The sequence below is a fragment of the Pseudomonas sp. B28(2017) genome (assembly GCF_002113025.1).
Taxonomy (GTDB): domain Bacteria; phylum Pseudomonadota; class Gammaproteobacteria; order Pseudomonadales; family Pseudomonadaceae; genus Aquipseudomonas.
The window spans coordinates 409560-434943 of sequence record NZ_NEJH01000001.1 but is presented as its reverse complement, the minus strand read 5'-3'; the positions used below and the strand labels follow the sequence as shown (position 1 = coordinate 434943).

Sequence of the window (25384 nt, the reverse complement as noted above, 5' to 3'; positions counted from 1 at the left end):
GTGTTCTCAAGGCTTGCGCAATAAATAGGTATCCATGATCCAGCCATTGGCCAGCCGCGCAGCCTTGCGCACCCGTTCGATTTCATCCGCCACATCCTTGAGCTTGCCGCTGATCAGGATTTCATCCGCCGTCCCCAGATAAGCCCCCCAGTAAATCTCGGTGTCCTGATCCACCACCTGATGGTAAGCATCCTGAGCATCGAGCATCACCACCAGGCTGTCGGCATCACTCACCTGCCCTGCCGCCAGGCGCCGGCCTGTAGTGATTTCAACGGAGCGACCAATCTGGTTGAGCGGCACCTTGTGCTGTGCCGCCAACGCCTGGACGCTGGTAATGCCGGGGATCACCTCGAATTCAAACGCGCAGGCACCTGAAGCCTGGATGGCTTGCAGGATACGAATGGTGCTGTCGTACAACGCCGGCTCGCCCCATACCAGAAAACCACCACACTGGCCGTCGGACACTTCTTCATTGATCAACCGTTCGAAGGTCTGCTGCCTGGCCAGGTTCAAGTCGTCGACACTGGTCTTGTAGTCCACATCACCGCGCTCGCGCTCAGGACTGCGGGCTTCGACGAAACGGTATTCATGGCCGTTGATATAGCGCTCGCAGATTTCGCGCCGCAGATCGATGAGTTTGTCCTTGCGCGGGCCCTTGTCCATGAGAAAAAAAACATCGACCCTATTCAGCGCCTTCACCGCTTGCATCGTGATGTAGTCGGGATTGCCGGCACCGATGCCGATGACCAGAAGTTTTTTCATCAAGCCAGGTCCTCGGCATCAGTGCCCGATAAGCGCAGCCGCCAACGGCCATGGAACCTCAACTCGAGCACCGACAGGGGTTCAACGTCGATCAGGCTGGACGCTCCCCCCTGCAACACCTGCGTCAGCGCGGCGCGGATGACAAAGGGATGAGTAATGGCAACGATGTGCCCTGGCGTCGACTGCAACGCTGTCAACCACGCGCCCACTCGCTCGCCAAGTTGCACCAGCGACTCGCCACCGTGGGGTGCCGAAGCCGGATCCCCCAGCCAATGCTGGAGCGCCTGCGGGTCGTTTTTTTGCAGGTCGCCGATGCGCTCACCGCCCCAGCGCCCGAAATCGCAGTCCTTCAACGCATCGACAATCTGCGGCGCACTGCCGAACAGTTCAGCGGTTTGCCGGGTGCGCAATTCCGGGCCGCAGACAAGACGCGCGGCGCCCTTGAACTGATTGCAACGGGAAAGCCTGAACGCGTGCCAATCCATCTCCAGAGGCTCGTCCAATGGAAAACGCGCCAATTTCTGGGCGACGGTTCGAGCGTGACAAATCAGGGTTAAACGGGTTGCCTGCACCGGCTATCACTCCAGGGATGGAAAAGAACGACGGCGTCAGGTGAGCGCCATTGCGCAATTGTGCCGCAAGAGAGTACGCCCTGGGGGTGTTTAATTTTCCTGCATGAAACGGATTCCTTCCGTCATTTCCTGCCAGTCTTTCTGTGATGGCTGACCGCAACATAGGCAATCACCTACAAGACTTTACGAGATCGACGTAGTCCCATGGCATAGGCACTTCGCCCTTTTTCCGGGCACGGCCAGCCCCTGCGAAAATTCACTAGACAGGCAGTGCGCGATAATTAAATACTCCTTTCAACGGACTGTTGAAACATGAACCACACTCATCCAGCAGGAGCCCGGATGCCCATTCTCGAACCCTCGATCAACGCGCCTGGCCAGGCATCACATTCGGCCGAACCGCCCGCCCCTCGTTTAAAACAGTCCCTCTCAAGAAACGCCTGACAAGAAAAAGAGTGGCGCCTGACTACGTTCAGACGACCAACGATTTAATGTGTGGAAAAACCGACAGTGATAGTCAGGTTCGGCTCAAACCGCCGAATCGTTTGATACAGGAGTGTCTCCATGCTGGTCTTGCGTCCAGTCGGGTTAGCCGACCTGCCCCAGTTGCAGAAGCTGGCTCGTGAAAGCCTCGTAGGCGTCACATCCCTGCCCGACGATAGCGAACGATTACGCGGAAAAATCCTTGATTCCTGTGCCTCGTTCGAGAAGGACATCGAGGATCATGGCCCGGAAAACTATTTCTTCGTCCTCGAAGACCTGACGACGCAACACCTGGTCGGCTGCTCGGAAATCCTCGCCACGGCCGGGTACAGCGAGCCGTTCTACAGCCTGCGCAACCGACACTTCACCAGTGCCTCCAGGGAACTGAACATCGAGCACGGCGTACCGGCCTTGTCGTTGTGTCACGACCTCAGTGGCCACACCTTGCTGCGGGGCTTCCATATCGATGCCGCGCAGGTACGCACTGCGCACTCCGAACTGCTGTCACGGGCGCGCCTGTTGTTCATCGCCGCCCATGCCCGGCGTTTTTCCGAAACGGTGATCACCGAGATCGTCGGTTACAGCAGTGATGAAGGTCACTCGCCATTTTGGGATGCCGTGGGCAAGCATTTCTTCGACTTGCCCTACACCGAGGCCGAACGGCTTTGCGGCCTGCAGAGCCGTACGTTTCTCGCCGAGCTGATGCCGCACTATCCGATTTATGTGCCCATGCTGCCCCAGGCGGCACAGGACTGCATCGGCAGCATCCACCCCGATGGCCAGGAGGCCTTCGATATCCTCGAGCGTGAAGGCTTCGAAACCAACAGCTACATCGATCTGTTCGATGGCGGCCCCACGCTGTTTGCGCGCACGTCGGGCATTCGTTCCATCGCCCACAGCCAGTGCGGGGTCACGCAACCTGGCCCGGTGATCGATGCCCGTGGCCGCTTTCTGGTGAGCAACGAGTCCTTGAAGGAGTATCGGGCCATCGTCGCCGATCTAGATTACATCACCGGGCAACCCGTCACACTGGACGCTGCCATGTGCAGCGCACTGAAGGTGACCGAGGGCAGCCCGATCAGGCTGATCGCCCTGTGAACACCCGCCAGGGTCGACGCCAACGCCCGAGCACGCGCGAACAAGGAACAGCCACATGATTGTCCGTCCGGTCCAGATCACCGACCTGCCCGCCATGCTCACACTGGTCCGTCAAGCGGCTCCGGGGCTTACCAGCCTGCCGGCCAACGAAGAACGACTGGCCTATCGGATCCGCTGGGCTCAACGCACCTTCGCCAGGCAGGTCGATCGGGCCGATGCCGATTATCTGTTCGTACTCGAGGACGACGAGCAGCAAGTGGTAGGTGTCAGCGCCCTGAAGGGTGGGGTCGGCCTGCGCGAGCCCTGGTACAACTACCGGGTCGGAATGACGGTCAGTGCTTCACCGGACCTGGGCATCCAGCGCCAGATCCAGACCCTGTTCCTGAGCAATGAACTGACCGGACAATCGGAAGTCTGCTCGTTGTACCTGCGCCCCGATCAGCGCCAGGGAAGCAACGGTCGTTTGCTGTCGCTCGGGCGTTTGTTGTTTGTGGCCGAATTTACGCAGCTGTTTGGTGACCGGCTCATCGCCGAATTACGTGGCAGTGCCGACGAACGAGGTGGTTCACCGTTCTGGGACAGCCTCGGCCGACACTTCTTCAAGATGGATTTCAGCCATGCCGATTACTTGTCCGGGCTGGGCAACAGATCGTTCATCGCCGAACTGATGCCGCGCCAGCCGCTGTACACCTGCCTGCTCACCGAACAGGCCCAGGCGGTGATCGGCAAGGCCCACCCGAATACCGGGCCGGCCCTGAAAATCCTCAGCGCCGAAGGATTCGCCCACAAGGGCTACATCGATATCTTCGACGGCGGACCGGTCATTGAAGCCCCGGTTTCCGGGATCCGCACCGTGCGCGACAGCCAACCGCTGTCACTGGTCATCGGCTCGCCGGACGATAAAGCGCCGATCTGGCTGATCCACAATCGCCGCCTGGAAAACTGTCGCATTACCTGCGCCCCGGCCTGGCTGTCGGGTAGCAGCCTGGTGGTCGATCGCCTGACCGCCAAGCGCTTGCAGCTACAACCCGGTGACTTGGTGCGCGCCGTGCCGTTGCTTGACCAATGGCAACAGACAGTGGCTGCGTGACCTATCAGGTTCATCGTTGCAACGTCAATCTGCCGAACCCAGCAAATTCGTCATCATTCTCCCCCTGCGCGCGTGATAGCCTTTTATTTCTTCGGCGTTGACACTTTTGCTCAAGCCCTTCCATTCCATTGGTGGAACTCATATGTCCAGGCTTTCCCATCAAGATTTGCGCCGCAACTTTCGCCAACTGTTCGCCTCCGACACCTGCTACCACACAGCCTCGGTTTTCGACCCGATGTCGGCCCGTATTGCCGCCGACCTGGGCTTCGAGGTCGGGATCCTCGGTGGTTCGGTCGCCTCGTTGCAAGTGCTGGGCGCCCCTGACTTTGCCCTGATCACCCTCAGCGAGTTCGCAGAACAGGCCACCCGTATCGGCCGTGTCGCCCAGTTGCCGGTGATTGCCGACGCCGACCATGGCTACGGCAACGCGCTCAACGTCATGCGCACCATCGTCGAACTCGAGCGTGCCGGCGTCGCCGCGCTGACCATCGAAGATACCCTGCTGCCCGCGCAGTTCGGCCGCAAATCCACCGACCTGATCACGGTCGCCGAAGGCGTCGGCAAGATCCGTGCGGCACTGGAAGCCCGCTGCGATTCGGAAATGGCGATCATCGCCCGCACCCATGCAGGGATTCTGCCGGTTCAGGAAATCATCAGCCGCACCCGGCAATACCAGCGCGCCGGGGCCGATGGCATCTGCATGGTGGGCGTAAAGGACTTTGACCATCTGGAGCAGATCGCCGAGCACCTGAGCGTGCCGCTGATGCTGGTGACCTACGGCAACCCGCTGCTACGCGATGACAAGCGCCTGGCCGAACTGGGTGTCCGCGTGACCATCGACGGCCATGGTGCGTACTTCGCTGCGATCAAGGCGACCTACGACAGCCTGCGCGAGCAACGCCAGATCCTCACCCAGACATCGGACCTGAGCGCGACCGAGCTGACGCACACCTACACGCAACCGGAGGAATACATCCGCTACGCGGAGGAGTTCATGAGCGTGAAGGAGTGACGCTTTAAACCGATACGCCGCCATCGTCGGATCGCCGCCCGGAGCAGACTCGCTCCCACAGGTCACGCCGAGTCGAGCAGTTCGCGATAGGGTTTTCCGTCACTGCAACAGATCACTCGGTTACGCCCGGTGGTCTTGGCTTCGTATAACGCATGATCGGCCTCGTTGAGCCAAAGCGTCGCGTCGGAATGGGCCGGGTTGAATGATGCCAGGCCAATGCTCAGGCTGACTTTCAGCGCCGGGCTCTGCTCGTACCCCAGGATGGCGAAGCGATCACGCAGGGTATCCATGATGGCGGCGGCGCGGTTCAGGGGCAGGTCCGGAAGGATCACACAGAATTCGTCACCGCCGTAGCGCCCCGCCACATCGGTCGCCCGCAGGTTCTGCCTGAGCATTTTGCTCAACTTGCGCAAGACGATATCGCCGGCAACATGGCCATAGGTGTCGTTGATGGTCTTGAAATGGTCGATGTCGATCAGGGCAATCGCCCCGCCTTTTTGCTGGCGTTTGCAGCGCTGGAACTCGACTTCCAGCTGGTCCTTCCAGGCGCCATGGTTCAGCAGGCCGGTCAGGCTGTCGGTGCGGCTCAGTGCCAGCAGTTCACGCTTCTGACGGCCAAGGGTATGGGCCTGGCGGAAGCAGATCCAGCCCAGCGCCAGCGGATACAGGCACAGCAACGGCAAACAGGCATAGAGCTGCACCGGGCTGGTGGCAGGAATGAACGCCGGGGCGAAAATCTGCAGGCCGACACAGACGCCCAGCACTTGCGCGGCAGTCCCGGCCAGCAGGAAGCGCATGCCGCCGATGGCCACGTTGTTCATGGCCATCATGGAAATAGTGGACGCGCTGGGCAGTGGATTGAATTGCATCGCGGCAATCCAGAAGCCGCCGAGAAAGGCATCGATCAGCAGGTTGCGGTGTTCGACATGATAGGGCGCCCTGGCCCGACGCGTCCATTGGTATGCCAGGTGCGGCCAGACCAGGCCATTGAACCACATGAAACCCCAGACCCAAGGCGCAGGATCGAGTGGATACATCGCTACGCTCACGCAAACCAATCCCAGGGCCAACCCCAGGATTCGCGATGTATAGAGCCTCCTGGCCAATGAAAATCCCTTTCCTCCCGTTTTTGCCATAGGGCCTCTGTCCCACTCGACGGAATGCGATAACAGCCTGTGCCTCTGCGCTGGAGTCTATCAGGACGAGATTAAATAGCCATCACCGACTGGCAGGCTGAATATCGCGACATCACGCTCGTGTAAAAGCAAAAGCCTCGTCTCCAGAAACGGCTATACATGAAAGAAGGGGTTGATCAATGACCATAAGAGGAGGCCCATGCAGACCTTTCAAGTATTGATCATCGGCAGCGGTTTTGGTGGCCAATGTGCCGCAATCAATTTACTCAAGGCCGGCATCGACGATTTCCGCCTGCTGGAACGACGGGATTTCTTCGGTGGTACCTGGTGCCAGAATACCTACCCAGGCGCGGCAGTCGACGTGCCCTCGCCGCTGTACTCCTTGTCTTTCGCTCCGTATCGCTGGACGCAAATGTTCGCCGGACAGGCCGAACTGCACCGCTACACCCGCCATGTGGTGGAACACTTCGGACTGCGGGACAAGGTGGAACTGGACGCCAATGTCGAGCGCGTCGAATGGGACGACGCCAACAAGCGCTGGACGCTGTTCACCGCCAGCAAAGGCACGTTTTGCGCGCAGTTCCTGATCAACGCGACCGGGCCGCTGAGCCAACCGGTGGTACCGCACTTCGACGGACAGGAACGCTTTCGGGGCAAGACTTTCCACACCAACAACTGGGATCACACCTACGACTACCGGCAAAAACGCGTGGCCATCGTCGGCAGCGGCGCCAGTGCGGCCCAGGTCATTCCGGCGATTGCCCCAGACGTCGGGCACTTGCATGTGTTCCAGCGCACACCTCACTGGGTATTGCCCCGGGCTGACCGCAGCTTCGGCTGCTTGCAGCGCTGGCTGTTGGGGCTCAAGCCCGCCTACAAGTTGCTGCGCTGGGCAATCTACTGGCAATTCGAAACCCGGGTGATTGCCTTCAAGTATTCGAAGCCGGCGGTGCACATGGTCCAGCGCCAGGCCCTGGGTTTTCTCAAACGCCAGGTACCGGACGCCGAACTGCGGCGCAAACTGACACCGGACTACACCATCGGCTGCAAACGGGTGATCCTGTCCAGTACGCTGTACCCGGCACTGGCCCGCCGCAACGTGACGCTGCACAGCCGCGAGCAAGGCATCGCTTGCATCGACGAAACCGGCATCGTTACCCTCGATGGCCACCACATCGACCTGGACCTGATCGTCTGGTCCACCGGCTACGATGCTACCGACGGGGTGATTTCCTACCCGGTAACGGGCAAGAACGGCACCCGCCTGAAAGAGGTCTGGGCGCAATACCCGCGGGCCTACCTCGGCACAGCCCTGCCCGAGTTCCCCAACCTGTTCATCGTCACCGGGCCGAACACCGGCATCGGCCACACCTCGGCGCTATTCATCATCGAATCCCAGATGAACTACATCCTCGATTGCATTCGCACCTTGAGGGCTCAAGGTTTACGCAGCATCGAAGTTCGCCATGAGGCGGAACGTACCTACACTGAAATGATCCACCGGGAAATGGAACGTACCGTGTGGAAGTCCGGTGGTTGCCACAGTTGGTACCAAAGCAAGAGCGGTCATGTGATTGCCATGTTTCCGGGGTTCAGCTTCAGTTTTCATCGTTTGACCCGAGCGCTGAAACCCGCCGATCACATTTTGTCCTGAGCAGATAGAAGGGAGACGCATGATGCTTTTGTTATTCGTCGTTCTCGCAGTTTTCGTCGCCTGGAGCTGGTTGACCTACCCGGCCATTGGCTACTGGCTCTATGACTTGAACATGGCGACCGAGGCCAAGCTGTACCGGCTGCACAAAATCGTCGTGCCCATCCCCGAGATGACCGTCTCGACCTGGCAAGGCGGGCCGTACGAAGCCACCAGCAATGTGCTGATGCTCCATGGCTTCAGCGCCGACAAGAACCTCTGGCTGCGTTTCGCCCGGCACTTTGTCGGCAGCCATAGGGTGATCATCCCGGACATCGCCGGCCATGGCGAAACCGGCTTCAAGGCTGGCGGCGGCTACGACATCCCGCTGCAGGCCAAGCGCATGATCCAGCTGCTGGACGTGTGCGGGGTCGAGAAAGTGCATGTCATCGGCAACTCCATGGGTGGCTACATGGCCGCGTGGCTCGCGGCAAACTACCCGGAGCGCATTGTGTCCTTGGCCCTGATCGACCCGGCCGGCGTCACCTCGCCCGAGCCCAGCGACCTTGAGCGGCATTTGGCCAAGGGCCACAACCCGTTTCTGATTCATTCGCGGGAGGAATTCCGGCGTTTCTACGCCATGACCATGGCTTCGCCACCCTGGGTACCCAAACTCGTGCTCGATGCCGTCGCCCAGCGCTATGAACAATCCCGCGAGGAGCTGGAAGAAATCTTCCGGGAGTTCCGCGCCAGCCCGCCAATGGAGCCGCACCTGCCCAACATCAGCGCCCCGGCACTGTTGCTATGGGGGCGCAAGGACCGGCTGATCGATGTCAGCAGCGTAGCGGTCTGGAGCAAGGGCATCGTCGACTTGCGCGTGCATATCTGGGACGCCATCGGGCACATGCCCATGGTGGAAGCCCCCACCGGTTCGGCGCGCCTGTATCGCGAGTTTTTGGCATCGCTGCGCTCGGAGAGCCCGCAGGATCAACGACAGCACTAGGGGGCGTTCTCAAATAGTTTCCCTACCGCACCGGGTTGTGCCTTAAAGCTGGCCATGCTGCGTTGCAAGCCTTGGTAAGGGAACAACCATTCCCAGCGGCCTACGCCTTGCCTGGCCAGCTTTAAGGCACAACGCGGTGAGGAAACTAATCGAGAACGCCCCCTTGCAGTCCTTTGCAGAATGAAGTTCGTCAGAAACTTCGTTTGTCGGCGTCGCTGAAGGCTGCGATCTTTCGTCCATCCTTTACGTCACCGCGCCAGGAATCCTGTTCATGAATCACCCGAACTTCGTCAGCCCTGACCTGATCCGCCAACGCTTCTCCAAAGCGATGTCTGACATGTACCGCGAGGAGGTGCCGTTGTACGGCGCGCTGATGGAACTGGTGGAACAGACCAACCGTCACGTGCTGGAAAGCGATCAGCAACTCCTGCAGCAGCTCACGAGCACCGGCGAAATCGAGCGTCTGGACCTGGAGCGACATGGGGCTATCCGTGTCGGTACAGCCGATGAACTGGCGACCCTCGCCCGCCTGTTCGCGGTGATGGGCATGCAACCGGTGGGTTACTACGACCTGACGCCGGCCGGCGTGCCGGTGCATTCCACGGCATTTCGCGCGGTGCACGAAGCGTCGTTGCAGGTCAGCCCGTTCCGGGTGTTCACCTCGCTGTTGCGCCTGGAATTGATCGAAGACCTGGAGCTGCGAACATTTGCCCAGTCGATGCTCGACCAGCGCTCGATCTTCACCCCCACGGCCCTCACGCTCATCGAGCGTGCCGAATCCCGAGGTGGCCTGACCGAGCCGGAAGCCCTGGAGTTCGTCGAACAGGCCCTGGAAACCTTTCGCTGGCACCACAGCGCCACCGTCACTGCCGAGCAGTATCAAAAGCTCAGCGCCCAGCATCGGCTGATCGCCGACGTGGTGGCGTTCAAGGGGCCGCACATCAACCACCTGACTCCACGGACCCTGGACATCGACATCGTCCAGGCGCAAATGCCGGCCCATGGCATCACCCCCAAAGCAGTGATCGAAGGCCCGCCCCGCCGCCAGTGCCCGATCCTGCTGCGCCAGACCAGTTTCAAGGCCCTCGACGAACCGATTGCCTTCACCGATCAAAACGAGGCTCACGGCAGCCACAGCGCCCGCTTCGGCGAGATCGAACAGCGCGGTGCCGCCCTCACGCCCAAGGGCCGCGCACTGTACGACCGCTTGCTCAATGCCGCACGGGACGAACTCAAGGACTTCCCCAACGAAGCCAACGCCGCGCGCTACAACGCCCTGATGGCGCAGCATTTCAACGAGTTCCCCGACACCTGGGAAGGCATGCGCCAACAGGGCCTGGCTTACTTCCGCTACTTCGTGACGGAAAAAGGCCTGGCGGCAGGCGACCTGAAAAACGCCGCCCTCGAAGACCTGCTCGGTAGCGGTTACCTGCGGGTTGAGCCGCTGGTGTACGAAGACTTCCTGCCAGTCAGCGCGGCGGGAATTTTCCAGTCGAACCTGGGGGACGCGGCGCAGACCCGTTACGGTGTGCACTCCAATCAGCAAGCGTTCGAAAAAGCCCTGGGGCGGCCGACGATCGATGAACTGGGGCTGTATGCCCAGAGCCAGCAGCGCTCGATCGAACAGTGTTTCGCCGCGTTGGCCGATGTTGTCCAAATCAATAAAAAGTCTGACTGAACGACTTTTCACAACTGCATAAAAACAGGACTCGGCAAAAAAAAACGGGCGACCCGCAGGTCGCCCGTCTTTTATATCTGAAACTTTCAATACAGCATGCAAAGGGTTCGCCCAGTGCACTGGCCTCGGCAATCCATGCACTGGTAAAGAGCCCTGCACTGGGCGAACGGAAAGCATTTTAGTAGAAGTAGCTTAATATGTCCGTGTGTTGAACATGAAATTTATCGACACCATATTTAATCAGATGTCTACTTAAATCCAATCCAGCACCGAGCAACGAACTCACCAGTTCGACCAGTAAGGTTGATTATTCCTATACAAAAACTGCACAGAAACAATCAACCTGTATAAAGCCAAAAACCAATATCAGTGCTTACTGGTCACCGTCAATATATCGGTGTAAACCACATTCACACTTTGCCCGACTTTCAACTCCTTGAGTTTGGCCTGGACTTCAGGTCGCTTGACGTCAACCGTCTTGGACTTGCCTTGCGGGTTTTCAAAGGTCACCTGGTTTTTCTTCAGGTCAATATGGGTGATTTTCAGCTGCACCTTCACCTGACGGTAAGCCTCACCGCCGGGGTTGGCGCTACCGGGTGCCGCACGCACTTCGCCACTGGCTTCGGCGGTGCCTGGCAGGCCTTTGTCGACATCGGTGTCGAGGTAGGCTGCAACAGCGCTGGTGATCCTGATATCGACGGTATCGCCGGCCTTGAGGTTGTCGAGGTTTTTCGCCTTGTCGGTCAATTGCACCGGGAACTCATTACCCTGCGGGCCCTTAAGGACCACGGATCGGTTCGCGGTATCTACCGAAACGACTTGGGTGGAGACCTGATCAGCCACCACGACTTCGGACAACGGGATATCGGCGGCAACCGCGCCAAAACTGGCGGCAGACAGCAAAGTAGCGAAGGTGATGGCTTTGGTCAGTGCGTGGCGTTTCATAGGCAGAACTTTCCCTGTGATAGATGGCAACAGACGACGTTGAAGCCAGGCTCAACGCCATGTGTGCGATGAGCATAGACGCTGTTTGGCGAGTGGACGCCGCGAGGCACTGATTTTCTAATACCCGGTCATTTCCAGATATCCGTTCCCGGCATGGCTGCCACTGAGGCGTACCGGGCCTTCCCAATAAGGAATGCGCAAATCCATCCAGGCCTGGGGATTGAGCGCGGTGATGGCGATTTCAAGGTGTCTGGCGGGGATCCTGATTGACCAGCGAACAGGCATCTCGCGCCCGGCCACGCGGGCGCTGTCTTGAGGCGTCAGGCTGATGTCGCTGGCGTGGAGCAATTGTGTCTGGCCCCGGGCGTCGATCCAGGTGCCGGTGAGGTAAGGCTCGCCGCCCTTTTGCCGCATGCGATACAGCATCACCTGCTCGCCGCTGTCCAGGTGCAGGGAGAACCAGTCCCAACCGCTCTGGTTGGCCGTCAGGGGCTGGCTGCTCCATTCACGGTCAAGCCAGGCCGGGCCACTGACCTGGAAGGTCTGGCCGTCGATGTCCAGGGAGCCGCTGGCCTGGAAAAACGGCTGACTGTAGTAATAGGAGGCCTGGCCCTGTTCGGATTTCTGGCTGAAGCCCTGGTCCCCCTGAAGCACCAGCGGACCTGTCGAGGTCAACCGCAACCGGTAGCTGAAACGCTTGTCGCGAGCACTGAGCAACAGGTCGGTCAGAGGATTGTCGGCAGTCGCCTGGCTACGCAACTGCCAATCGTCGATCCATGCATTGAACGGCGCGACGCTGACACCGGCCTGACCGATGCCGCCACGGGCATAACGTTCGGCCGCGTGATGCGCCGTCGCCGACGTTACGGCCGCGTGGCCGAGCCAGATCGTCTGATTCTGCCAACCCGTCACCTCGGGGGCGGCTTTCAAGGCACTGCGGAACAACGTCCACTGCGCGCCGAACTCATGCCCCTGATCGTCCTTCAGGTTGGCCGTGACGTACCACCATTCGATGCGAAAGCCGTCGTGCGCGCCGTGATCCGCCGGGAAGCTGAACACCCGACCGGGCACCACCGGGATGAACGCCGCGGCCTGGTTGCCCAGCCCGGCAAAACCCTTCTCTACCGGTGCCGGTTGATCGCAACCGCTCACCAGCAGCATCAGGAGCAACACGCCGACTTTAATCTTCATGGGCAAATGTCCGCAGCAGATCCCCCGGTTGCGTGCGGTACAAACGGTACAACGGCCAGGCCGAGGCCAGTAACGTCGCCACCAGCGCCAGCCCCATCAACTGCAGCAGTTGCCATGGAAACACCCGCAATGGCAGGCGCCAGCCAAAGGCCTGCACGTTGATCACCGTGTCCAGGCACCATGCCAGGGCGATGCCCAACGGCAACGCCAGCACCAGGGTCAGCAGCGCCAGCAACCAGGTTTGCCCGAGGTTGAGCAACATCAGATGCCGACGGGTCACGCCCAGCGCCCACAGTGGCGCCAGTTGCCCGAGACGGCTCTGGCTCTGGGTCAACAGACTGATGAACAACGCCACCCCGGCCACGCACAGCGTCAGGCTATTGAGCGCGGCGGTGGCGGCAAAGGTGCGTTCGAAGACTTGCGTGGACCAGCCCTTGAGCCGCGCCTGATCGACGATGCGGCTGTCGTCCAGGGTAAAACGCGCCTGCAACGCCGTGACGAACGCCGGGATCGACGCCGGGTCGATGCGCAGGTTGAAGCGGTTCGGAGTCAGTTGCGGCCAGCCGCGCAACAGGTGGCGGATGTTCACCAGAATGTGGCCCTTGGGATTGCCATAGTCGGCGTAGATCCCGACGATTCGTGGCGACCACGGGCCCGTCGGCGTCGGCAGCGTCAGGTGATCGCCCAGTCGCACTTGCAGGCGCCGCGCCAGTTGTTCGCTGAGCATCACCGCATCGTCCTTGGCCAGTCGCTCCCAAGGGTCATCGCCCAAGGTTTCGAGCAGCGGCCAGTGCTGGCGATAGGTCGGGTGGTCGATGATTCCGGACAGGTCCGTCGGCCAGCCCTGCAACTGGATCGACACCTGCCAGTTGGGCAGCACCGCCGCCAGTTGCGGCTGCTGGTTGAGCCAGCTGTGCAGTTCCCGGGCCTGGGCCGGGGTCTGTGGATTGAGGTAAAGCTCGGCCGTCAGCCGTTGTTCGAGCCAGTCGCTGAAGGTCTGGCGAAAGCCGGCGGTCATGCTGCCGGCCCCGATATTCGCCGCCATGGCCAACAGCAGCGCCATCAATGCCAGACTCAGGGTCGGCAATTGCTGGCGACAATCGGCGACAAACCATTGGCCAAGCACCGAGCGACTGCGCTGCGAGCCGAGATTGAGCAGCGAACTGAGCACCACCGGCAGTGCCAGTGCGGCGCCGATCAACAGCGCCGCCATCAACACGAAGCCACTGACCAGGCTATCGCCGAAGATCAGCGCCAGCAGCGCGATCACCCCGGCCATTGCCGCCACCCCACCCTGGCGTCGCAACCAGCGGGCATGGGACTGATGCCAGGCCTGCGGGTCGGCCAGCGCCAGCAAGGGCAAACGCGCTGCCCGCAGCAGACTGTTGACCCCGGCCAGCATCGCGCCAATCAGGCCCAAGCCGATACCGCTGAACCACCATGACAGGCTGAGGCTCAACTGCCCTGCCACTTCGGCGCCGTACAAGCCGCGCAGGCTGGCGGCGACATCCGGCAACAGCATGCCGGCCAACAGGTAGCCGCTGACCACCCCGGCCACGCCACCGATCAGGGCCAACCCACCCAATTCGACGGCGAGACAAGCGATCAGCATCCGCGCACTCACACCGCAGGCACGCAAGGTCCGGAGCAAGCCTCGCCGCTGCTCCAACGCCAATCCGATGGCGGCATGCACGATGAACAGACCGACCACGAACGACAGCACCCCCAGGGCATCGAGATTCAGGTGAAAGCTTTCGGTCAGGCGCGTCAGGTTGTTTTCTTCACCGGCGCTCTTGAGTTGCAACTGTCCCTTGAACGCGTCTGGCAGCGGCACGGTGAAATCCTTCGGTAACAGCAAACGCGACAGTTGCTCCGGCAACCCCAGAATCTGCTGGGCGAAACCGATGTCCACCAGCAGCACCCCGGGCGCCATATCGGCCTGCACATGCAGAGGCGGCAGTGCCGCGCCAGCCAGGTTCAGGGGCCGGTCACCTTCGCGCAAGCCCAGTGCCTGCAAGGTCTGCAACGATATCCAGGTACTGCCCGGCGGGCTGAAAAAGCCGACGACCTGCTCAATCGCCAAGGCCTGCCCGGCCACCGCCGCGCCCGCCGGCAGCGACACCGGTTCGATGCCCATCAACTGCAAGCGCTGCTCTTCGTGCCCCTTGAGCGTGACCCGCCCTTGCAGCACCGGTGACACGGGCCACCCCGCCTGGCGCAGATCGATAAACCATTGTTGTGGGAACGTGCCGCCACCGGGTGCACTGAGGCTGGCCTGAGGTTCGCCGCCAATCAACTGACTGGCGCGGGCATAGCTGTCGCGGGCCTGGCTGTTGAGTGCCTGGACGCCGGTCAACAGACTGGTGGCCAGCCACAGCCCGGTCAGCACACTGAAAAATTGCACCGGATGCTGCCGCCAATGGCTGAGCAGTGCCCGCAGGGTTTCGCCAAAGATGAGCATGTCAGCGCTCGCCCGCACTGGCCAGACGACCACCGCACAGCAAGGCTTTTTCCGCCAGCCGCGCCGCCACGCCGGGACTGTGGGTGACCATCAGCAGGCTGGTGGGGCTGTCGTCGAGCAACTCCAGAAACAACTGCAGCACCTCGGCGCCGGTGGTTTCATCGAGGCTGCCGGTGGGCTCGTCGGCCAGCAACAATGGCGGGCGCGACGCCAGCGCCCGGCCCAGTGCGACCCGTTGCTGCTGACCGCCGGACAGTTGCTCCGGGTAGCGCCGCAACAAATCGCCCAAGCCCAGGCGCCGCACCAGATGCGCTTGCCAGCGTGAGTCGTGGCGCCCCGCCAGACGCGCCTGAATCGCCAGGTTGTCTTCGACCCGCAGGCTGCCGATCAGGTTGAACTGCTGGAACACCAGGCCGATTTCCGTACGGCGCCAGTTCGCCAGTTGCCCTTCATTCATCTGTTCCAGACGATGCTCGCCACTGCGGATGCTGCCGCGATCGACCTTGTCCAGCCCGGCGATCAGGTGCAGCAAGGTGCTTTTGCCACTGCCCGACTCACCCATCAGCGCCAGGCTGCTGCCGGGCCTGAGCTTCAGGTCGACACCTTGCAGCACCGGCAGCGGCCCTTGCGGTGTGGCGTAGCTTTTGAAAACGCCGTGGACTTCAAGCATGGGGCAACCTGTTGGATATCCGTGGCCCAAGGATAGCGGCCCTGAATGGTATTTGTCCGGTGACGCTCATCGCCCCGCTCCGCCCCAGAACTTAGCCCTGGATCCAGACACAAGCGGGGTTGCTCGCGAAGGCTGCACGATGTCTGTTTATCGGTGTACATATCCGTTTCTGTGGTCACGGCGACTGATGGTTCCGCTTTTACAGCGGGTTACTTGGAAGAGCCCCAAGTAACCAAGGGCTCTTGCCCCTGACGTTCGGTGCCTCGCCAAGGCTCGGCATGCCCTCGCTCCGGTCCTGCTCCGTGGGCCCGCCGCGATCGGCCATCCATGGCCGTACGCGGCTAACCCGGCATCCATGCCGGGTTGCCCACTGCGCAGAACCTGCGCTCGGCCTCTCGAGGGGGCAAGCAGATCAAAAGCCAAAGCGAGGCGGCCTACCGGCCGGCCTGATCGCAATTGAACGCGCTTCCCTGTAGGAGCGAGCTTGCTCGCGATGGTCGTCAATGATGACGCGGGCTGTCTGAATCCCCGCGGTGTCCCGGCGTTTTTCGCGAGCAGGCTCGCTCCTACAGAAGAGCAGAGCAAAGCAGGGCTGCGTACACCCATGCTCTTCACCACTCAACAGGCCGAGCGTTAGCTCGCCTGCCGCTCTTGATCTTGATCCACCCGCCCCCTCGGCAGGCTGAGTGGAGGCGTTCATCCGGGGACTGGCGCGCAGCGCCGTTCGACGCAGTCGAACTCATTGCATGTAGGTCGAGCGCAGCCGACCGGAGGGCAATGACCCCGGATGAATGCCGGAGCGAAGGAACCCCGAGCCTTGGCGAGGGGCCGTACGTAAGGGGCGAGACTTTTTGGTTCCTTTTGTGTCGTTTGACAAAAGGGACTCGCCGTAAGGGCGAAACCGCCAGCCGCCGTGACCAAAAAAACGGATATGTACTCAGTCGCTATTCAGAGCGGCGCCACGCCCTCGACAATAATCACCTCAGCCAAAGCCACCCCTTCACGATACCCACGCGCCTCCTGATACAACGCCGAGTGATAGCAAGCCACTGCCTGCTCATAGGAATCAAACTCGATCACCACACTGCGTTGCGGCACAGATCGGCCTTCCATCGCCTCGCTACGCCCACCCCGCGCCAGAATCCGACCGCCATACAAGGCAAACGCCTTCGGCGCGCGCTGGGTGTATTGGCTGTATTGATCGGGGTCGGTGACATCCACATGAGCAATCCAGTACGCCTTCATAGTGATCTCTCGATTTATTTTGTATTATGGTATACCACATTACCAATCCAATAAATACCGAGACTCCAGCATGGCCTTCAACAGCATCGAAGAAATCATCGAAGATTACCGCCTCGGCAAAATGGTCCTGCTGGTCGACGATGAAGACCGGGAAAACGAAGGCGACCTGCTGCTGGCCGCCGATTGCTGCACCCCCGAGGCAATCAGCTTCATGGCCCGTGAAGCCCGCGGCCTGATCTGCCTGACCTTGACCGACGAACACTGCAAGCGCCTGGGCCTGGAGCAGATGGTGCCGAGCAATGGCAGTGTGTTCAGCACCGCATTCACCGTGTCCATCGAGGCCGCCGTCGGTGTGACCACCGGCATTTCCGCTGCAGATCGTGCATGCACCATCGCCGCCGCCGTCGCCGCCAACGCCGGCCCCGCCGACATCGTGCAACCCGGCCATATCTTCCCGTTGCGCGCCCGTGAAGGCGGTGTGCTGACCCGCGCCGGTCATACCGAGGCCGGTTGCGACCTGGCCCGCCTGGCCGGTTTCACGCCGGCTTCGGTGATCGTCGAAGTGATGAACGACGACGGCACCATGGCCCGCCGCCCCGACCTGGAAGTGTTTGCGCGCAAGCACGGGATCCGGATCGGCACCATCGCCGACCTGATCCACTACCGCCTCAGCACCGAACACACCATCGTGCGCATCGGTGAACGCGATCTGCCAACCGTGCACGGCACCTTTCGTCTGATCACCTTCGAGGATCGCATCGAAGGCGGTGTCCACATGGCCATGGTCATGGGCGATCTGCGCCGCGATGAGCCGACGCTGGTACGCGTGCACGTGATCGACCCGTTGCGCGACCTGGTCGGTGCCGAGTACAGCGGGCCGAGCAACTGGACCTTGTGGGCGGCCTTGCAGCGTGTCGCCAGCGAAGGCCACGGCGTGGTGGTGGTGCTGGCCAATCACGAATCCTCGCAAGCGTTGCTGGAGCGTGTGCCGCAATTGACCCAGCCGCCACGGCAGTTCAGCCGTTCGCAGTCGCGGATCTACTCGGAAGTGGGTACCGGTGCGCAGATCCTGCAAAACCTTGGCGTCGGCAAGCTGCGCCACCTTGGGCCACCGCTGAAATATGCGGGCTTGACCGGGTATGACCTGGAGGTGGTGGAGAGTATTCCTTTCGCCGAATGACTCTTGGTTTAGCCCGCTCCCACAAGGCATTGCGTCGCAGGACAATCTTCGGAACCACTGAAAAACTGTTTTTTGGCTGATGGCCGGTACGGCAAAGTGCTTGCACAAAGTTTGGAATACCATAATATGATATTCCATAGACCGGACAGTCGAAGCTGACTGGACGGACTTGTTGCTCCCGATAGGCGGGCACTCAAAGCCCCGCTCATAAACACAACAATGAGGGCGTGAAAATGGTGTTGAACAAACGTGCGACCGCGGTTCTTTTTGCGGGACTGCTGAGTGTGACCAGCCAGGCATTGCTGGCGGCTGAAAGCGTCAACTTCGTGAGTTGGGGCGGCAGCACCCAGGATGCGCAAAAGCAGGCCTGGGCCGACCCGTTCAGCAAAGCCAGCGGCATCACCGTTGTGCAGGATGGCCCGACCGACTATGGCAAACTCAAGGCCATGGTCGAAAGCGGCAACGTACAGTGGGACGTGGTCGACGTCGAAGCCGACTTCGCCCTGCGCGCCGCCTCCGAAGGCTTGCTCGAACCCCTCGATTTCAAAGTCATCGAACGTGACAAGATCGACCCGCGCTTTGTCTCCGATCACGGTGTCGGCTCATTCTTCTTCTCCTTCGTCCTCGGCTACAACGAAGGCAAGCTCGGCGCCAGCAAACCTCAGAACTGGTCCGCCCTGTTCGACACCAAGACCTACCCCGGCAAACGTGCCCTCTACAAATGGCCAAGCCCTGGCGTGCTCGAACTGGCGCTGCTGGCCGATGGCGTACCGGCCGACAAGCTCTACCCGCTGGACCTGGACCGCGCGTTCAAAAAACTCGACTCCATCAAGAAAGACATCGTCTGGTGGGGCGGCGGTGCGCAGTCGCAGCAACTGCTGGCCTCCGGTGAAGCGAGCATGGGTCAGTTCTGGAACGGCCGAATTCATGCCCTGCAGGAAGACGGCGCCCCGGTCGGCGTAAGCTGGCAACAGAACCTGGTCATGGCCGACATCCTGGTCATTCCCAAGGGTTCGAAAAACAAGGACGCGGCGATGAAGTTCCTGGCCAACGCCAGCAGTGCCAAGGGCCAGGCGGACTTCTCCAACCTGACCGCCTACGCCCCGGTCAACGTCGACAGCGTGGCGCGCCTGGATTCGGTGCTGGCCCCTAACCTGCCGACCGCTTACGCAAAGGATCAGATCACTCTTGATTTCGCGTACTGGGCCAAGAACGGTCCGGCCATCGCGACACGGTGGAACGAATGGCTGGTCAAATGAAAATGACGGCAACCGCGTCTCATCCATCCACGGCCATCGGGAGCGCCACTGGCGCTGCCGGTTCGGCACCCGGCCAGACCGTTGCCAGGCAACCCTCGCCGTCGCTGAAACAGCGTTGGCGTGGCGCCAGTAACCTGCTCCCGGCGCTGCTGTTTCTCGGCCTGTTCTTTCTCGCGCCGCTGATTGGCCTGCTGTTGCGCGGCGTGCTGGAACCGGTGCCGGGCCTGGGCAACTACGAGCAACTGTTCGCCAACTCGGCCTATGCGCGGGTCTTGCTGAACACCTTCTCGGTGGCCGGCCTGGTGACCTTGTTCAGCCTGTTGCTGGGCTTCCCGCTGGCCTGGGCAATCACCCTGGTGCCGCGCGGCTGGGGTCGCTGGATCCTGAACATCGTGCTGCTGTCGATGTGGACCAGCCTGCTTGCCCGCACCTACTCCTGGCTGGTGTTGCTACAAGCCTCCGGGGTGATCAACAAGGCGCTGATGGCCCTGGGCATCATCGATCAACCGCTGGAGATGGTGCACAACCTCACCGGCGTGGTGATCGGCATGAGCTACATCATGATCCCGTTCATCGTACTGCCATTGCAGGCGACCATGCAGGCCATCGACCCGATGATCCTGCAGGCAGGTTCGATCTGCGGCGCCAGTCCCTGGACCAACTTCTTCCGGGTGTTCCTGCCGCTGTGCCGGCCGGGGCTGTTCTCCGGCGGCCTGATGGTGTTCGTGATGTCCCTCGGTTACTACGTGACCCCGGCCCTGCTGGGCGGCGCGCAGAACATGATGCTCCCCGAGTTCATCATTCAGCAGGTGCAGTCGTTCCTCAACTGGGGCCTGGCCAGCGCCGGCGCCGCGTTGCTGATCGTGATCACGCTGGTGCTGTTCTACTTCTACCTGAAGCTTCAGCCGGAATCCCCGGTTGGCGCCAGCAACGCGAGGTAAGCCGTCATGCTCCTGACTCCCAATGCCATGAGCCGGCGCATGCGCTTCGGCCTGTACGCCACCACCGGGCTGATCGGTCTGTTCCTGCTGCTGCCGATCGTGTTCATCGTGCTGCTGTCGTTCGGCTCGTCACAATGGCTGGTGTTCCCGCCTCCGGGCTGGACGCTGAAATGGTACGGCCAGTTCTTCTCCAATGCCGACTGGATGAACGCGGCGATGGCCAGCCTCAAGGTTGCGGTGCTGACGACGTTCTTCGCCGTCGCATTGGGCCTGCCGACTGCGTTCGCCCTGGTTCGCGGCCGTTTCCCCGGCCGGGAGATGCTCTACGGCCTGTTCACCCTGCCGATGATCGTGCCCCTGGTGATCATCGCCGTGGCGGTGTACGCGCTGTTCCTGAAACTCGGTTACACCGGGACCATGTTCGCCTTCGTGGTCAGCCATGTCATCGTCGCACTGCCGTTCACCATCATCTCGATCATCAACTCGCTGAAGCTGTTCGATCAGTCGATCGAGGATGCCGCGGTGATCTGCGGTGCTTCGCGTCTGCAAGCGGTGTTCAAGGTGACCTTCCCGGCGATCCGTCCGGGTATGGTGGCCGGCGCCCTCTTCGCGTTCCTCGTCTCGTGGGATGAAGTGGTGCTGAGCGTGATGATGGCCAGCCCGACCCTGCAAACCCTTCCCGTGAAAATGTGGACCACCCTGCGCCAGGACCTGACGCCCGTGATCGCCGTCGCCTCGACGCTGCTGATCGGCCTCTCGGTTTTGGTCATGGTGATCGCCGCCGCTCTGCGCCGGCGCAACGAAATCAGCGCCTGAGCGCCCAGGAGTACGACATGAGTGCAGTGATCAAAGATTCCGCGCAGCAAAATGACAAGCCCCTGGTCAGCCTGCGTAACCTGAACAAGCACTACGGCGACTTTGCCGCCGTGGACAACATCTCGCTGGACATCAAGGACGGTGAATTTCTCACCTTCCTCGGCTCCAGCGGCTCAGGCAAAAGCACCACGTTGTCGATGCTTGCCGGCTTCGAAACCCCGAGCAGCGGCGAAATCCTGGTCAATGGCCAGTCTCTGGTCAACGTGCCGCCACACAAACGCGACATCGGCATGGTGTTCCAGCGCTACTCGCTGTTTCCGCATCTGTCGGTGCGCGACAACATTGCCTTCCCGTTGGCAATCCGCAAACTCGCCGCCACCGAACGTGACAAGCGTGTCGACGCGATGCTGAAACTGGTGCAACTGGAGCAATTCGCCCATCGCCGCCCTTCGCAACTGTCCGGCGGCCAGCAGCAACGAGTGGCCATTTCCCGGGCACTGGTCTATGAGCCACGCATCCTGCTGATGGACGAACCCCTCGGCGCGCTGGATAAAAAACTGCGTGAAGACTTGCAGGATGAGTTGCGCCAACTGCACCGCCGCCTGGGCATCACCATCGTCTACGTGACCCACGATCAGGAAGAGGCCATGCGCCTGTCCCAGCGCATCGCGATCTTCAGCCACGGCAAGATCGTCGGCCTGGGCAGCGGCTATGACCTTTACCAGAACCCGCCGAACGCCTTTGTCGCATCGTTCCTCGGCAACTCGAACTTCCTCAAGCTCAAGGCCCAGGGTAATGCCGTGGCGACCTTCGAAGGCCACGCGCTGTCGATTCGGCTCACTGCCGGCCTGCAAACCAATCAGGACGTGCTACTGATGGTGCGTCCGGAAAAAGCCCTGGCCCTGAGCAATGAACAAGCCATTGCAGAACCGCTGGCCGCCGGCTGGAACGAAGTCTCGGCCAAGGTCGTGGAAGTGCTGTTTCTCGGCGAAAGCCAGACCTGCAGCGTGATCACCGCTGGCGGCACCTCGATGACGGTCAAGGCACTGTCCGCTGCCGGCATGCCGCTCAAGTCCGGTGACCCGGTCAGGGTGCGCTGGGCCACGGCGGACGCCTGCGTGTACACCGAATGGGCCGAAAGCGACCTGAACAAGGCTGCCGGCGCTCACTGATCCATTGGCCTGCGTGTGCGGGCCACTATAATGAGTCACCCTCGGGCCACCACAACGTCGGGTTGTGGTGGCCTTTTTTCTGTCGCCTGTAAGATAAATTGGACAACAGATTCCTAAAATCCCGGTTTAGTGCTAAATAGTGCTCAGTATTTTTAACGCCCGACCCTGTGGTGCCACACAGTGCAACGAGAATAACGATATGAATGTCCATTTCGAGAAAAGTGAAGTGTTTGGGACCCTCCACCTGCAAATGGCGGGGGCAGCATGATCGAAGTCACCGAAGTTTCCATTGCCCAACTGCGCGCCGCGCTCGAATCCGGCCAGACCACGTCTGTTGAGCTGGTCCAGGCTTATCTTGCGCGGATCGACGCCTATGACGGCCCCGAAACCCCCACTGCCCTGAACGCGGTCGTGGTGCGCAACCCCGAAGCGCTCGCCGAGGCCCGGGCAGCCGACGCCCGTCGCGCCAAGGGCCAGGCGCTGGGACCGCTGGACGGCATCCCTTACACCGCCAAGGACAGTTATCTGGTCAAGGGGCTGACTGCTGCGTCCGGAAGCCCGGCCTTCAAGGACCTGGTCGCCTATCGCGATGCGTTCACCATCGAACGCCTGCGAGCTGCCGGGGCGATCTGCCTGGGCAAGACCAACATGCCGCCGATGGCCAACGGCGGGATGCAGCGCGGCGTCTATGGCCGCGCCGAGAGCCCTTATAACGCCGACTACCTCACCGCTCCTTTCGCCTCCGGCTCGTCGAACGGTGCCGGCACGGCGACCGCGGCCAGTTTCTCGGCCTTCGGCCTGGCGGAAGAAACCTGGTCGAGCGGCCGTGGACCGGCCTCGAACAATGGTTTGTGCGCCTACACCCCTTCACGCGGGGTGATCTCGGTACGCGGCAACTGGCCGTTGACCCCGACCATGGACGTGGTCGTGCCGTTTGCCCGGACCATGGCCGACCTGCTCGAAGTGCTCGACGTGGTGGTCGCCGATGACCCGGATACCCGCGGTGACCTGTGGCGCCTGCAACCTTGGGTGCCGATCCCGAGTTCGTCCTCGGTGCGTCCAGAATCCTACGTGGCACTGGCCGCGAACAGCGAAGCACTGGCTGGCAAGAAGTTCGGCATTCCGCGCATGTACATCAACGCCGACCCTGAAGCGGGCACCTCCGAAGCGCCGGGCATCGGTGGGCCAACCGGACAGCGCATCAACACCCGTCCTTCGGTGATCGGGCTCTGGGAACAGGCGCGCAAGGCCCTCGAAGCCGCGGGTGCCGAAGTGCTCGAAGTGGACTTCCCGCTGGTTTCCAATTGCGAGGGCGATCGCCCTGGCGCGCCGACCGTGTTCAATCGCGGCATCGTCTCCAAAGAATTTTTACACCATGAACTGTGGGACCTGACCGCCTGGGCCTTCGATGATTTCCTGCAAGCGAACGGCGATCCCAAACTGAATCGCCTCGTCGATGTCGACGGCCCGCAGATTTTCCCTCACGACCCGGGCACCCTGCCCAACCGCGAGGGGGACCTCGCCGCCGGCATGGACGAATACGTGCGCATGGCCGAACGCGGCATCACGCCGTGGGACCAGATCAGCACGGTGCCGGACGGCCTGCGCGGACTGGAAAAGACCCGCAAGATCGATCTGGAAGACTGGATGGATCGCCTGGGCCTCGACGCGGTGCTGTTCCCGACGGTCGCCGATGTGGGACCGGCGAATGCCGATGTCGATCCGCAATCGGCGGATATCGCCTGGAGCAACGGCGTCTGGGTCGCCAACGGCAACCTCGCTATCCGTCACCTCGGCGTGCCAACAGTCACCGTGCCGATGGGCGTGATGCCGGACATCGGCATGCCGGTCGGCCTGACGTTTGCCGGTCGCGCCTATGACGACTCCAGACTGCTGCACCTGGCGTCGGCGTTCGAATCGACCGGCAGCAAGCGCATGATCCCGCCGCGTACTCCGCCATTGGTCGCTGACAAGCGCTGACCCGTAAAACCGTGGCGGCTCACTCGAGCCGCCACTGCTGGCGAATCAGGGATCGACCTGGGCCATCAGCTCCGGAATCGATTCCGGCCGATTGGCATAACGCTGCGCCAGCACCGCACAGACCATCAGTTGAATCTGGTGGAACAGCATCAACGGCAGGATCAGCACACCAATGGTGCTACCGGCAAACAATACCTGCGCCATCGGCACACCGGTTGCCAGGCTTTTCTTCGAGCCACAGAAAAGAATGGTGATGCGGTCTTCCTGATTGAATCCGAATGCCTTGCCCAGTACGGTCGAAGCCACCAGCACCAGCCCCAGGACCACGCAGCACGCCACCACCAGCCCGAGCAGATCCAGCAACGGAATCTGATGCCAGAGGCCCTCGATCACCGCCTCGCTGAATGCACCGTAGACCACTAGCAGAATCGAGCCCTGATCGACAAACTTCAGCCAGCTCTTGTTGCGTGCCACCCAGTTGCCGATCCAGCGCCGCGCGATTTGCCCGGCAATGAACGGCAGCAGCAACTGCACGCTGATCTTGAGGATGGCGTCGAGGGTCGAGGAGCCTTCGCCGTGCACATTCAGCAGCAGGGTCACCAGCAACGGCGTGAGAAAAATCCCGAACAGGCTGGACGCCGCCGCGCTGCAAATCGCCGCCGGGATGTTGCCCCGCGCCAGTGAAGTAAAGGCAATCGCCGACTGCACCGTGGCGGGCAGCGCACACAGGTAAAGCATGCCCATGTACAGGTCATTGCCAATCAGCGGCGACAGCAGCGGCTTGAGCGCCAGACCGAGCAACGGAAACAGCACGAAGGTCAGGCTGAACACCAGCAAATGCAGGCGCCAGTGCCCGGCACCGGCAATGATCGACTCGCGGGACAGCTTGGCGCCATGCAGAAAAAACAACAATGCGATGGCGATGTTGGTCAACCAGCCAAAACCGACCGCGACCTGGCCGCTGGCGGGCAGCAGGCTGGCGAGCGTCACCACGCCGATCAGGGTCAGGGTGAAGTTGTCGGGTAACAGACGGGGGCGAGTCATGGGCTTGATCATCCGG

General features: G+C 61.3%; 21 protein-coding genes. 12 read left to right on the top strand and 9 right to left on the bottom strand.

What is annotated here, in order from left to right:
• Positions 1-6: 6 nt before the first annotated feature.
• Both cobF and CAF65_RS02075 read right to left on the bottom strand, forming a co-directional pair.
• A complete protein-coding gene (gene cobF, locus CAF65_RS02080; protein ID WP_085714780.1) occupies positions 7-762 on the bottom strand; it encodes a precorrin-6A synthase (deacetylating) in 756 nt (251 codons plus the stop codon).
• Positions 762-1334, bottom strand: a complete 573-nt coding sequence (locus CAF65_RS02075; protein WP_085714779.1) for a histidine phosphatase family protein — start codon at positions 1332-1334, stop codon at positions 762-764. The genes cobF and CAF65_RS02075 overlap by 1 nt, the downstream gene beginning before the upstream one ends.
• Before the next feature lie 564 nt (positions 1335-1898).
• Here CAF65_RS02075 and CAF65_RS02070 point away from each other — a divergent pair.
• The 3 genes from CAF65_RS02070 (at position 1899) to CAF65_RS02060 (ending at position 5017) form a co-directional block, all read left to right on the top strand.
• The gene (locus CAF65_RS02070) at positions 1899-2915 is read left to right on the top strand and encodes an arginine N-succinyltransferase (protein ID WP_085714778.1); all 1017 of its coding nucleotides are present in this window, start codon (positions 1899-1901) and stop codon (positions 2913-2915) included.
• Between the two features lie 55 nt (positions 2916-2970).
• The gene (astA, locus tag CAF65_RS02065; RefSeq protein WP_085714777.1) at positions 2971-4005 is read left to right on the top strand and encodes an arginine N-succinyltransferase; all 1035 of its coding nucleotides are present in this window, start codon (positions 2971-2973) and stop codon (positions 4003-4005) included.
• A gap of 142 nt (positions 4006-4147) precedes the next feature.
• Complete coding sequence (locus tag CAF65_RS02060) at positions 4148-5017, top strand: oxaloacetate decarboxylase (protein ID WP_085714776.1); 870 nt, start codon at positions 4148-4150, stop codon at positions 5015-5017.
• Positions 5018-5079: 62 nt separating this feature from the next.
• On the opposite strand, the gene CAF65_RS02055 is transcribed toward CAF65_RS02060, so the two are convergent.
• Complete coding sequence (locus CAF65_RS02055; protein ID WP_085714775.1) at positions 5080-6153, bottom strand: diguanylate cyclase; 1074 nt, start codon at positions 6151-6153, stop codon at positions 5080-5082.
• Between the two features lie 199 nt (positions 6154-6352).
• Between CAF65_RS02055 and CAF65_RS02050 the strand changes: the two genes are divergently transcribed.
• The 3 genes from CAF65_RS02050 to CAF65_RS02040 all read left to right on the top strand — a co-directional run bounded on the left by CAF65_RS02050 (position 6353) and on the right by CAF65_RS02040 (position 10464).
• Positions 6353-7807 carry an NAD(P)/FAD-dependent oxidoreductase gene (locus tag CAF65_RS02050; protein ID WP_085714774.1) on the top strand — a complete coding sequence of 485 codons (1455 nt, stop codon included), beginning with the start codon at positions 6353-6355 and terminating at the stop codon, positions 7805-7807.
• A gap of 22 nt (positions 7808-7829) precedes the next feature.
• Positions 7830-8786 (top strand): alpha/beta fold hydrolase, encoded by a 957-nt coding sequence (locus CAF65_RS02045; RefSeq protein WP_085714773.1) that lies wholly within the window; start codon positions 7830-7832, stop codon positions 8784-8786.
• A 271-nt stretch (positions 8787-9057) separates the two neighbouring features.
• Entirely contained in the window at positions 9058-10464 is a 1407-nt protein-coding gene (locus CAF65_RS02040) for a VOC family protein (RefSeq protein ID WP_085714772.1), read from the top strand.
• Positions 10465-10830: 366 nt separating this feature from the next.
• Here the strand turns inward: CAF65_RS02040 and CAF65_RS02035 are convergent, their stop codons facing one another.
• From CAF65_RS02035 to CAF65_RS02010, 5 genes are all read right to left on the bottom strand, one after another.
• Positions 10831-11409: a hypothetical protein gene (locus CAF65_RS02035; protein ID WP_085714771.1), complete on the bottom strand. Its 579-nt coding sequence runs from the start codon at positions 11407-11409 to the stop codon at positions 10831-10833.
• Positions 11410-11526: 117 nt separating this feature from the next.
• The gene (locus tag CAF65_RS02030; RefSeq protein WP_085714770.1) at positions 11527-12600 is read right to left on the bottom strand and encodes a lipocalin-like domain-containing protein; all 1074 of its coding nucleotides are present in this window, start codon (positions 12598-12600) and stop codon (positions 11527-11529) included.
• Positions 12590-15061, bottom strand: coding sequence for an FtsX-like permease family protein (locus CAF65_RS02025; protein ID WP_085714769.1), 2472 nt, complete (start codon positions 15059-15061; stop codon positions 12590-12592). The genes CAF65_RS02030 and CAF65_RS02025 overlap by 11 nt, the downstream gene beginning before the upstream one ends.
• Position 15062: 1 nt before the next feature.
• The gene (locus CAF65_RS02020) at positions 15063-15731 is read right to left on the bottom strand and encodes an ABC transporter ATP-binding protein (protein WP_085714768.1); all 669 of its coding nucleotides are present in this window, start codon (positions 15729-15731) and stop codon (positions 15063-15065) included.
• A 948-nt stretch (positions 15732-16679) separates the two neighbouring features.
• The gene (locus tag CAF65_RS02010; RefSeq protein ID WP_085714766.1) at positions 16680-16976 is read right to left on the bottom strand and encodes a DUF1330 domain-containing protein; all 297 of its coding nucleotides are present in this window, start codon (positions 16974-16976) and stop codon (positions 16680-16682) included.
• A gap of 70 nt (positions 16977-17046) precedes the next feature.
• Here CAF65_RS02010 and ribBA point away from each other — a divergent pair, with 70 nt between their 5' ends.
• From ribBA to CAF65_RS01980, 6 genes are all read left to right on the top strand, one after another.
• Positions 17047-18156, top strand: coding sequence for a bifunctional 3,4-dihydroxy-2-butanone-4-phosphate synthase/GTP cyclohydrolase II (gene ribBA / locus CAF65_RS02005; RefSeq protein WP_085714765.1), 1110 nt, complete (start codon positions 17047-17049; stop codon positions 18154-18156).
• Between the two features lie 233 nt (positions 18157-18389).
• On the top strand, positions 18390-19415 hold the full coding sequence (locus tag CAF65_RS02000; protein WP_085714764.1) for an ABC transporter substrate-binding protein: 1026 nt from the start codon (positions 18390-18392) through the stop codon (positions 19413-19415).
• Positions 19412-20356: an ABC transporter permease gene (locus CAF65_RS01995; RefSeq protein ID WP_085714763.1), complete on the top strand. Its 945-nt coding sequence runs from the start codon at positions 19412-19414 to the stop codon at positions 20354-20356. Before CAF65_RS02000 ends, CAF65_RS01995 begins: the two co-directional genes overlap by 4 nt.
• Positions 20357-20362: 6 nt before the next feature.
• Complete coding sequence (locus CAF65_RS01990) at positions 20363-21172, top strand: ABC transporter permease (protein ID WP_007976227.1); 810 nt, start codon at positions 20363-20365, stop codon at positions 21170-21172.
• A 17-nt stretch (positions 21173-21189) separates the two neighbouring features.
• Positions 21190-22344, top strand: coding sequence for an ABC transporter ATP-binding protein (locus CAF65_RS01985; protein ID WP_085714762.1), 1155 nt, complete (start codon positions 21190-21192; stop codon positions 22342-22344).
• A 264-nt stretch (positions 22345-22608) separates the two neighbouring features.
• Entirely contained in the window at positions 22609-24324 is a 1716-nt protein-coding gene (locus CAF65_RS01980) for an amidase (protein ID WP_085714761.1), read from the top strand.
• 45 nt (positions 24325-24369) lie between these two features.
• Here the strand turns inward: CAF65_RS01980 and CAF65_RS01975 are convergent, their stop codons facing one another.
• Positions 24370-25368 carry a bile acid:sodium symporter family protein gene (locus tag CAF65_RS01975; protein ID WP_085715227.1) on the bottom strand — a complete coding sequence of 333 codons (999 nt, stop codon included), beginning with the start codon at positions 25366-25368 and terminating at the stop codon, positions 24370-24372.
• Positions 25369-25384 lie beyond the last annotated feature (16 nt).

Excerpts from the sequence above, each read along its gene's own strand:
- CAF65_RS02000 (WP_085714764.1), top strand. The coding sequence starts at position 18,390 with ATGGTGTTGAACAAACGTGCGACCGCGGTTCTTTTTGCGGGACTGCTG.
- cobF (WP_085714780.1), bottom strand. The coding sequence starts at position 762 with ATGAAAAAACTTCTGGTCATCGGCATCGGTGCCGGCAATCCCGACTAC.
- CAF65_RS02025 (WP_085714769.1), bottom strand. The coding sequence starts at position 15,061 with ATGCTCATCTTTGGCGAAACCCTGCGGGCACTGCTCAGCCATTGGCGG.
- CAF65_RS02070 (WP_085714778.1), top strand. The coding sequence starts at position 1,899 with ATGCTGGTCTTGCGTCCAGTCGGGTTAGCCGACCTGCCCCAGTTGCAG.
- CAF65_RS02035 (WP_085714771.1), bottom strand. The coding sequence starts at position 11,409 with ATGAAACGCCACGCACTGACCAAAGCCATCACCTTCGCTACTTTGCTG.
- CAF65_RS02050 (WP_085714774.1), top strand. The coding sequence starts at position 6,353 with ATGCAGACCTTTCAAGTATTGATCATCGGCAGCGGTTTTGGTGGCCAA.
- CAF65_RS02060 (WP_085714776.1), top strand. The coding sequence starts at position 4,148 with ATGTCCAGGCTTTCCCATCAAGATTTGCGCCGCAACTTTCGCCAACTG.
- CAF65_RS02020 (WP_085714768.1), bottom strand. The coding sequence starts at position 15,731 with ATGCTTGAAGTCCACGGCGTTTTCAAAAGCTACGCCACACCGCAAGGG.
- CAF65_RS01975 (WP_085715227.1), bottom strand. The coding sequence starts at position 25,368 with ATGACTCGCCCCCGTCTGTTACCCGACAACTTCACCCTGACCCTGATC.
- ribBA (WP_085714765.1), top strand. The coding sequence starts at position 17,047 with ATGGCCTTCAACAGCATCGAAGAAATCATCGAAGATTACCGCCTCGGC.
- CAF65_RS01980 (WP_085714761.1), top strand. The coding sequence starts at position 22,609 with ATGATCGAAGTCACCGAAGTTTCCATTGCCCAACTGCGCGCCGCGCTC.
- astA (WP_085714777.1), top strand. The coding sequence starts at position 2,971 with ATGATTGTCCGTCCGGTCCAGATCACCGACCTGCCCGCCATGCTCACA.
- CAF65_RS01990 (WP_007976227.1), top strand. The coding sequence starts at position 20,363 with ATGCTCCTGACTCCCAATGCCATGAGCCGGCGCATGCGCTTCGGCCTG.
- CAF65_RS02045 (WP_085714773.1), top strand. The coding sequence starts at position 7,830 with ATGCTTTTGTTATTCGTCGTTCTCGCAGTTTTCGTCGCCTGGAGCTGG.
- CAF65_RS02040 (WP_085714772.1), top strand. The coding sequence starts at position 9,058 with ATGAATCACCCGAACTTCGTCAGCCCTGACCTGATCCGCCAACGCTTC.
- CAF65_RS01995 (WP_085714763.1), top strand. The coding sequence starts at position 19,412 with ATGAAAATGACGGCAACCGCGTCTCATCCATCCACGGCCATCGGGAGC.
- CAF65_RS02055 (WP_085714775.1), bottom strand. The coding sequence starts at position 6,153 with ATGGCAAAAACGGGAGGAAAGGGATTTTCATTGGCCAGGAGGCTCTAT.
- CAF65_RS02010 (WP_085714766.1), bottom strand. The coding sequence starts at position 16,976 with ATGAAGGCGTACTGGATTGCTCATGTGGATGTCACCGACCCCGATCAA.
- CAF65_RS01985 (WP_085714762.1), top strand. The coding sequence starts at position 21,190 with ATGAGTGCAGTGATCAAAGATTCCGCGCAGCAAAATGACAAGCCCCTG.
- CAF65_RS02030 (WP_085714770.1), bottom strand. The coding sequence starts at position 12,600 with ATGAAGATTAAAGTCGGCGTGTTGCTCCTGATGCTGCTGGTGAGCGGT.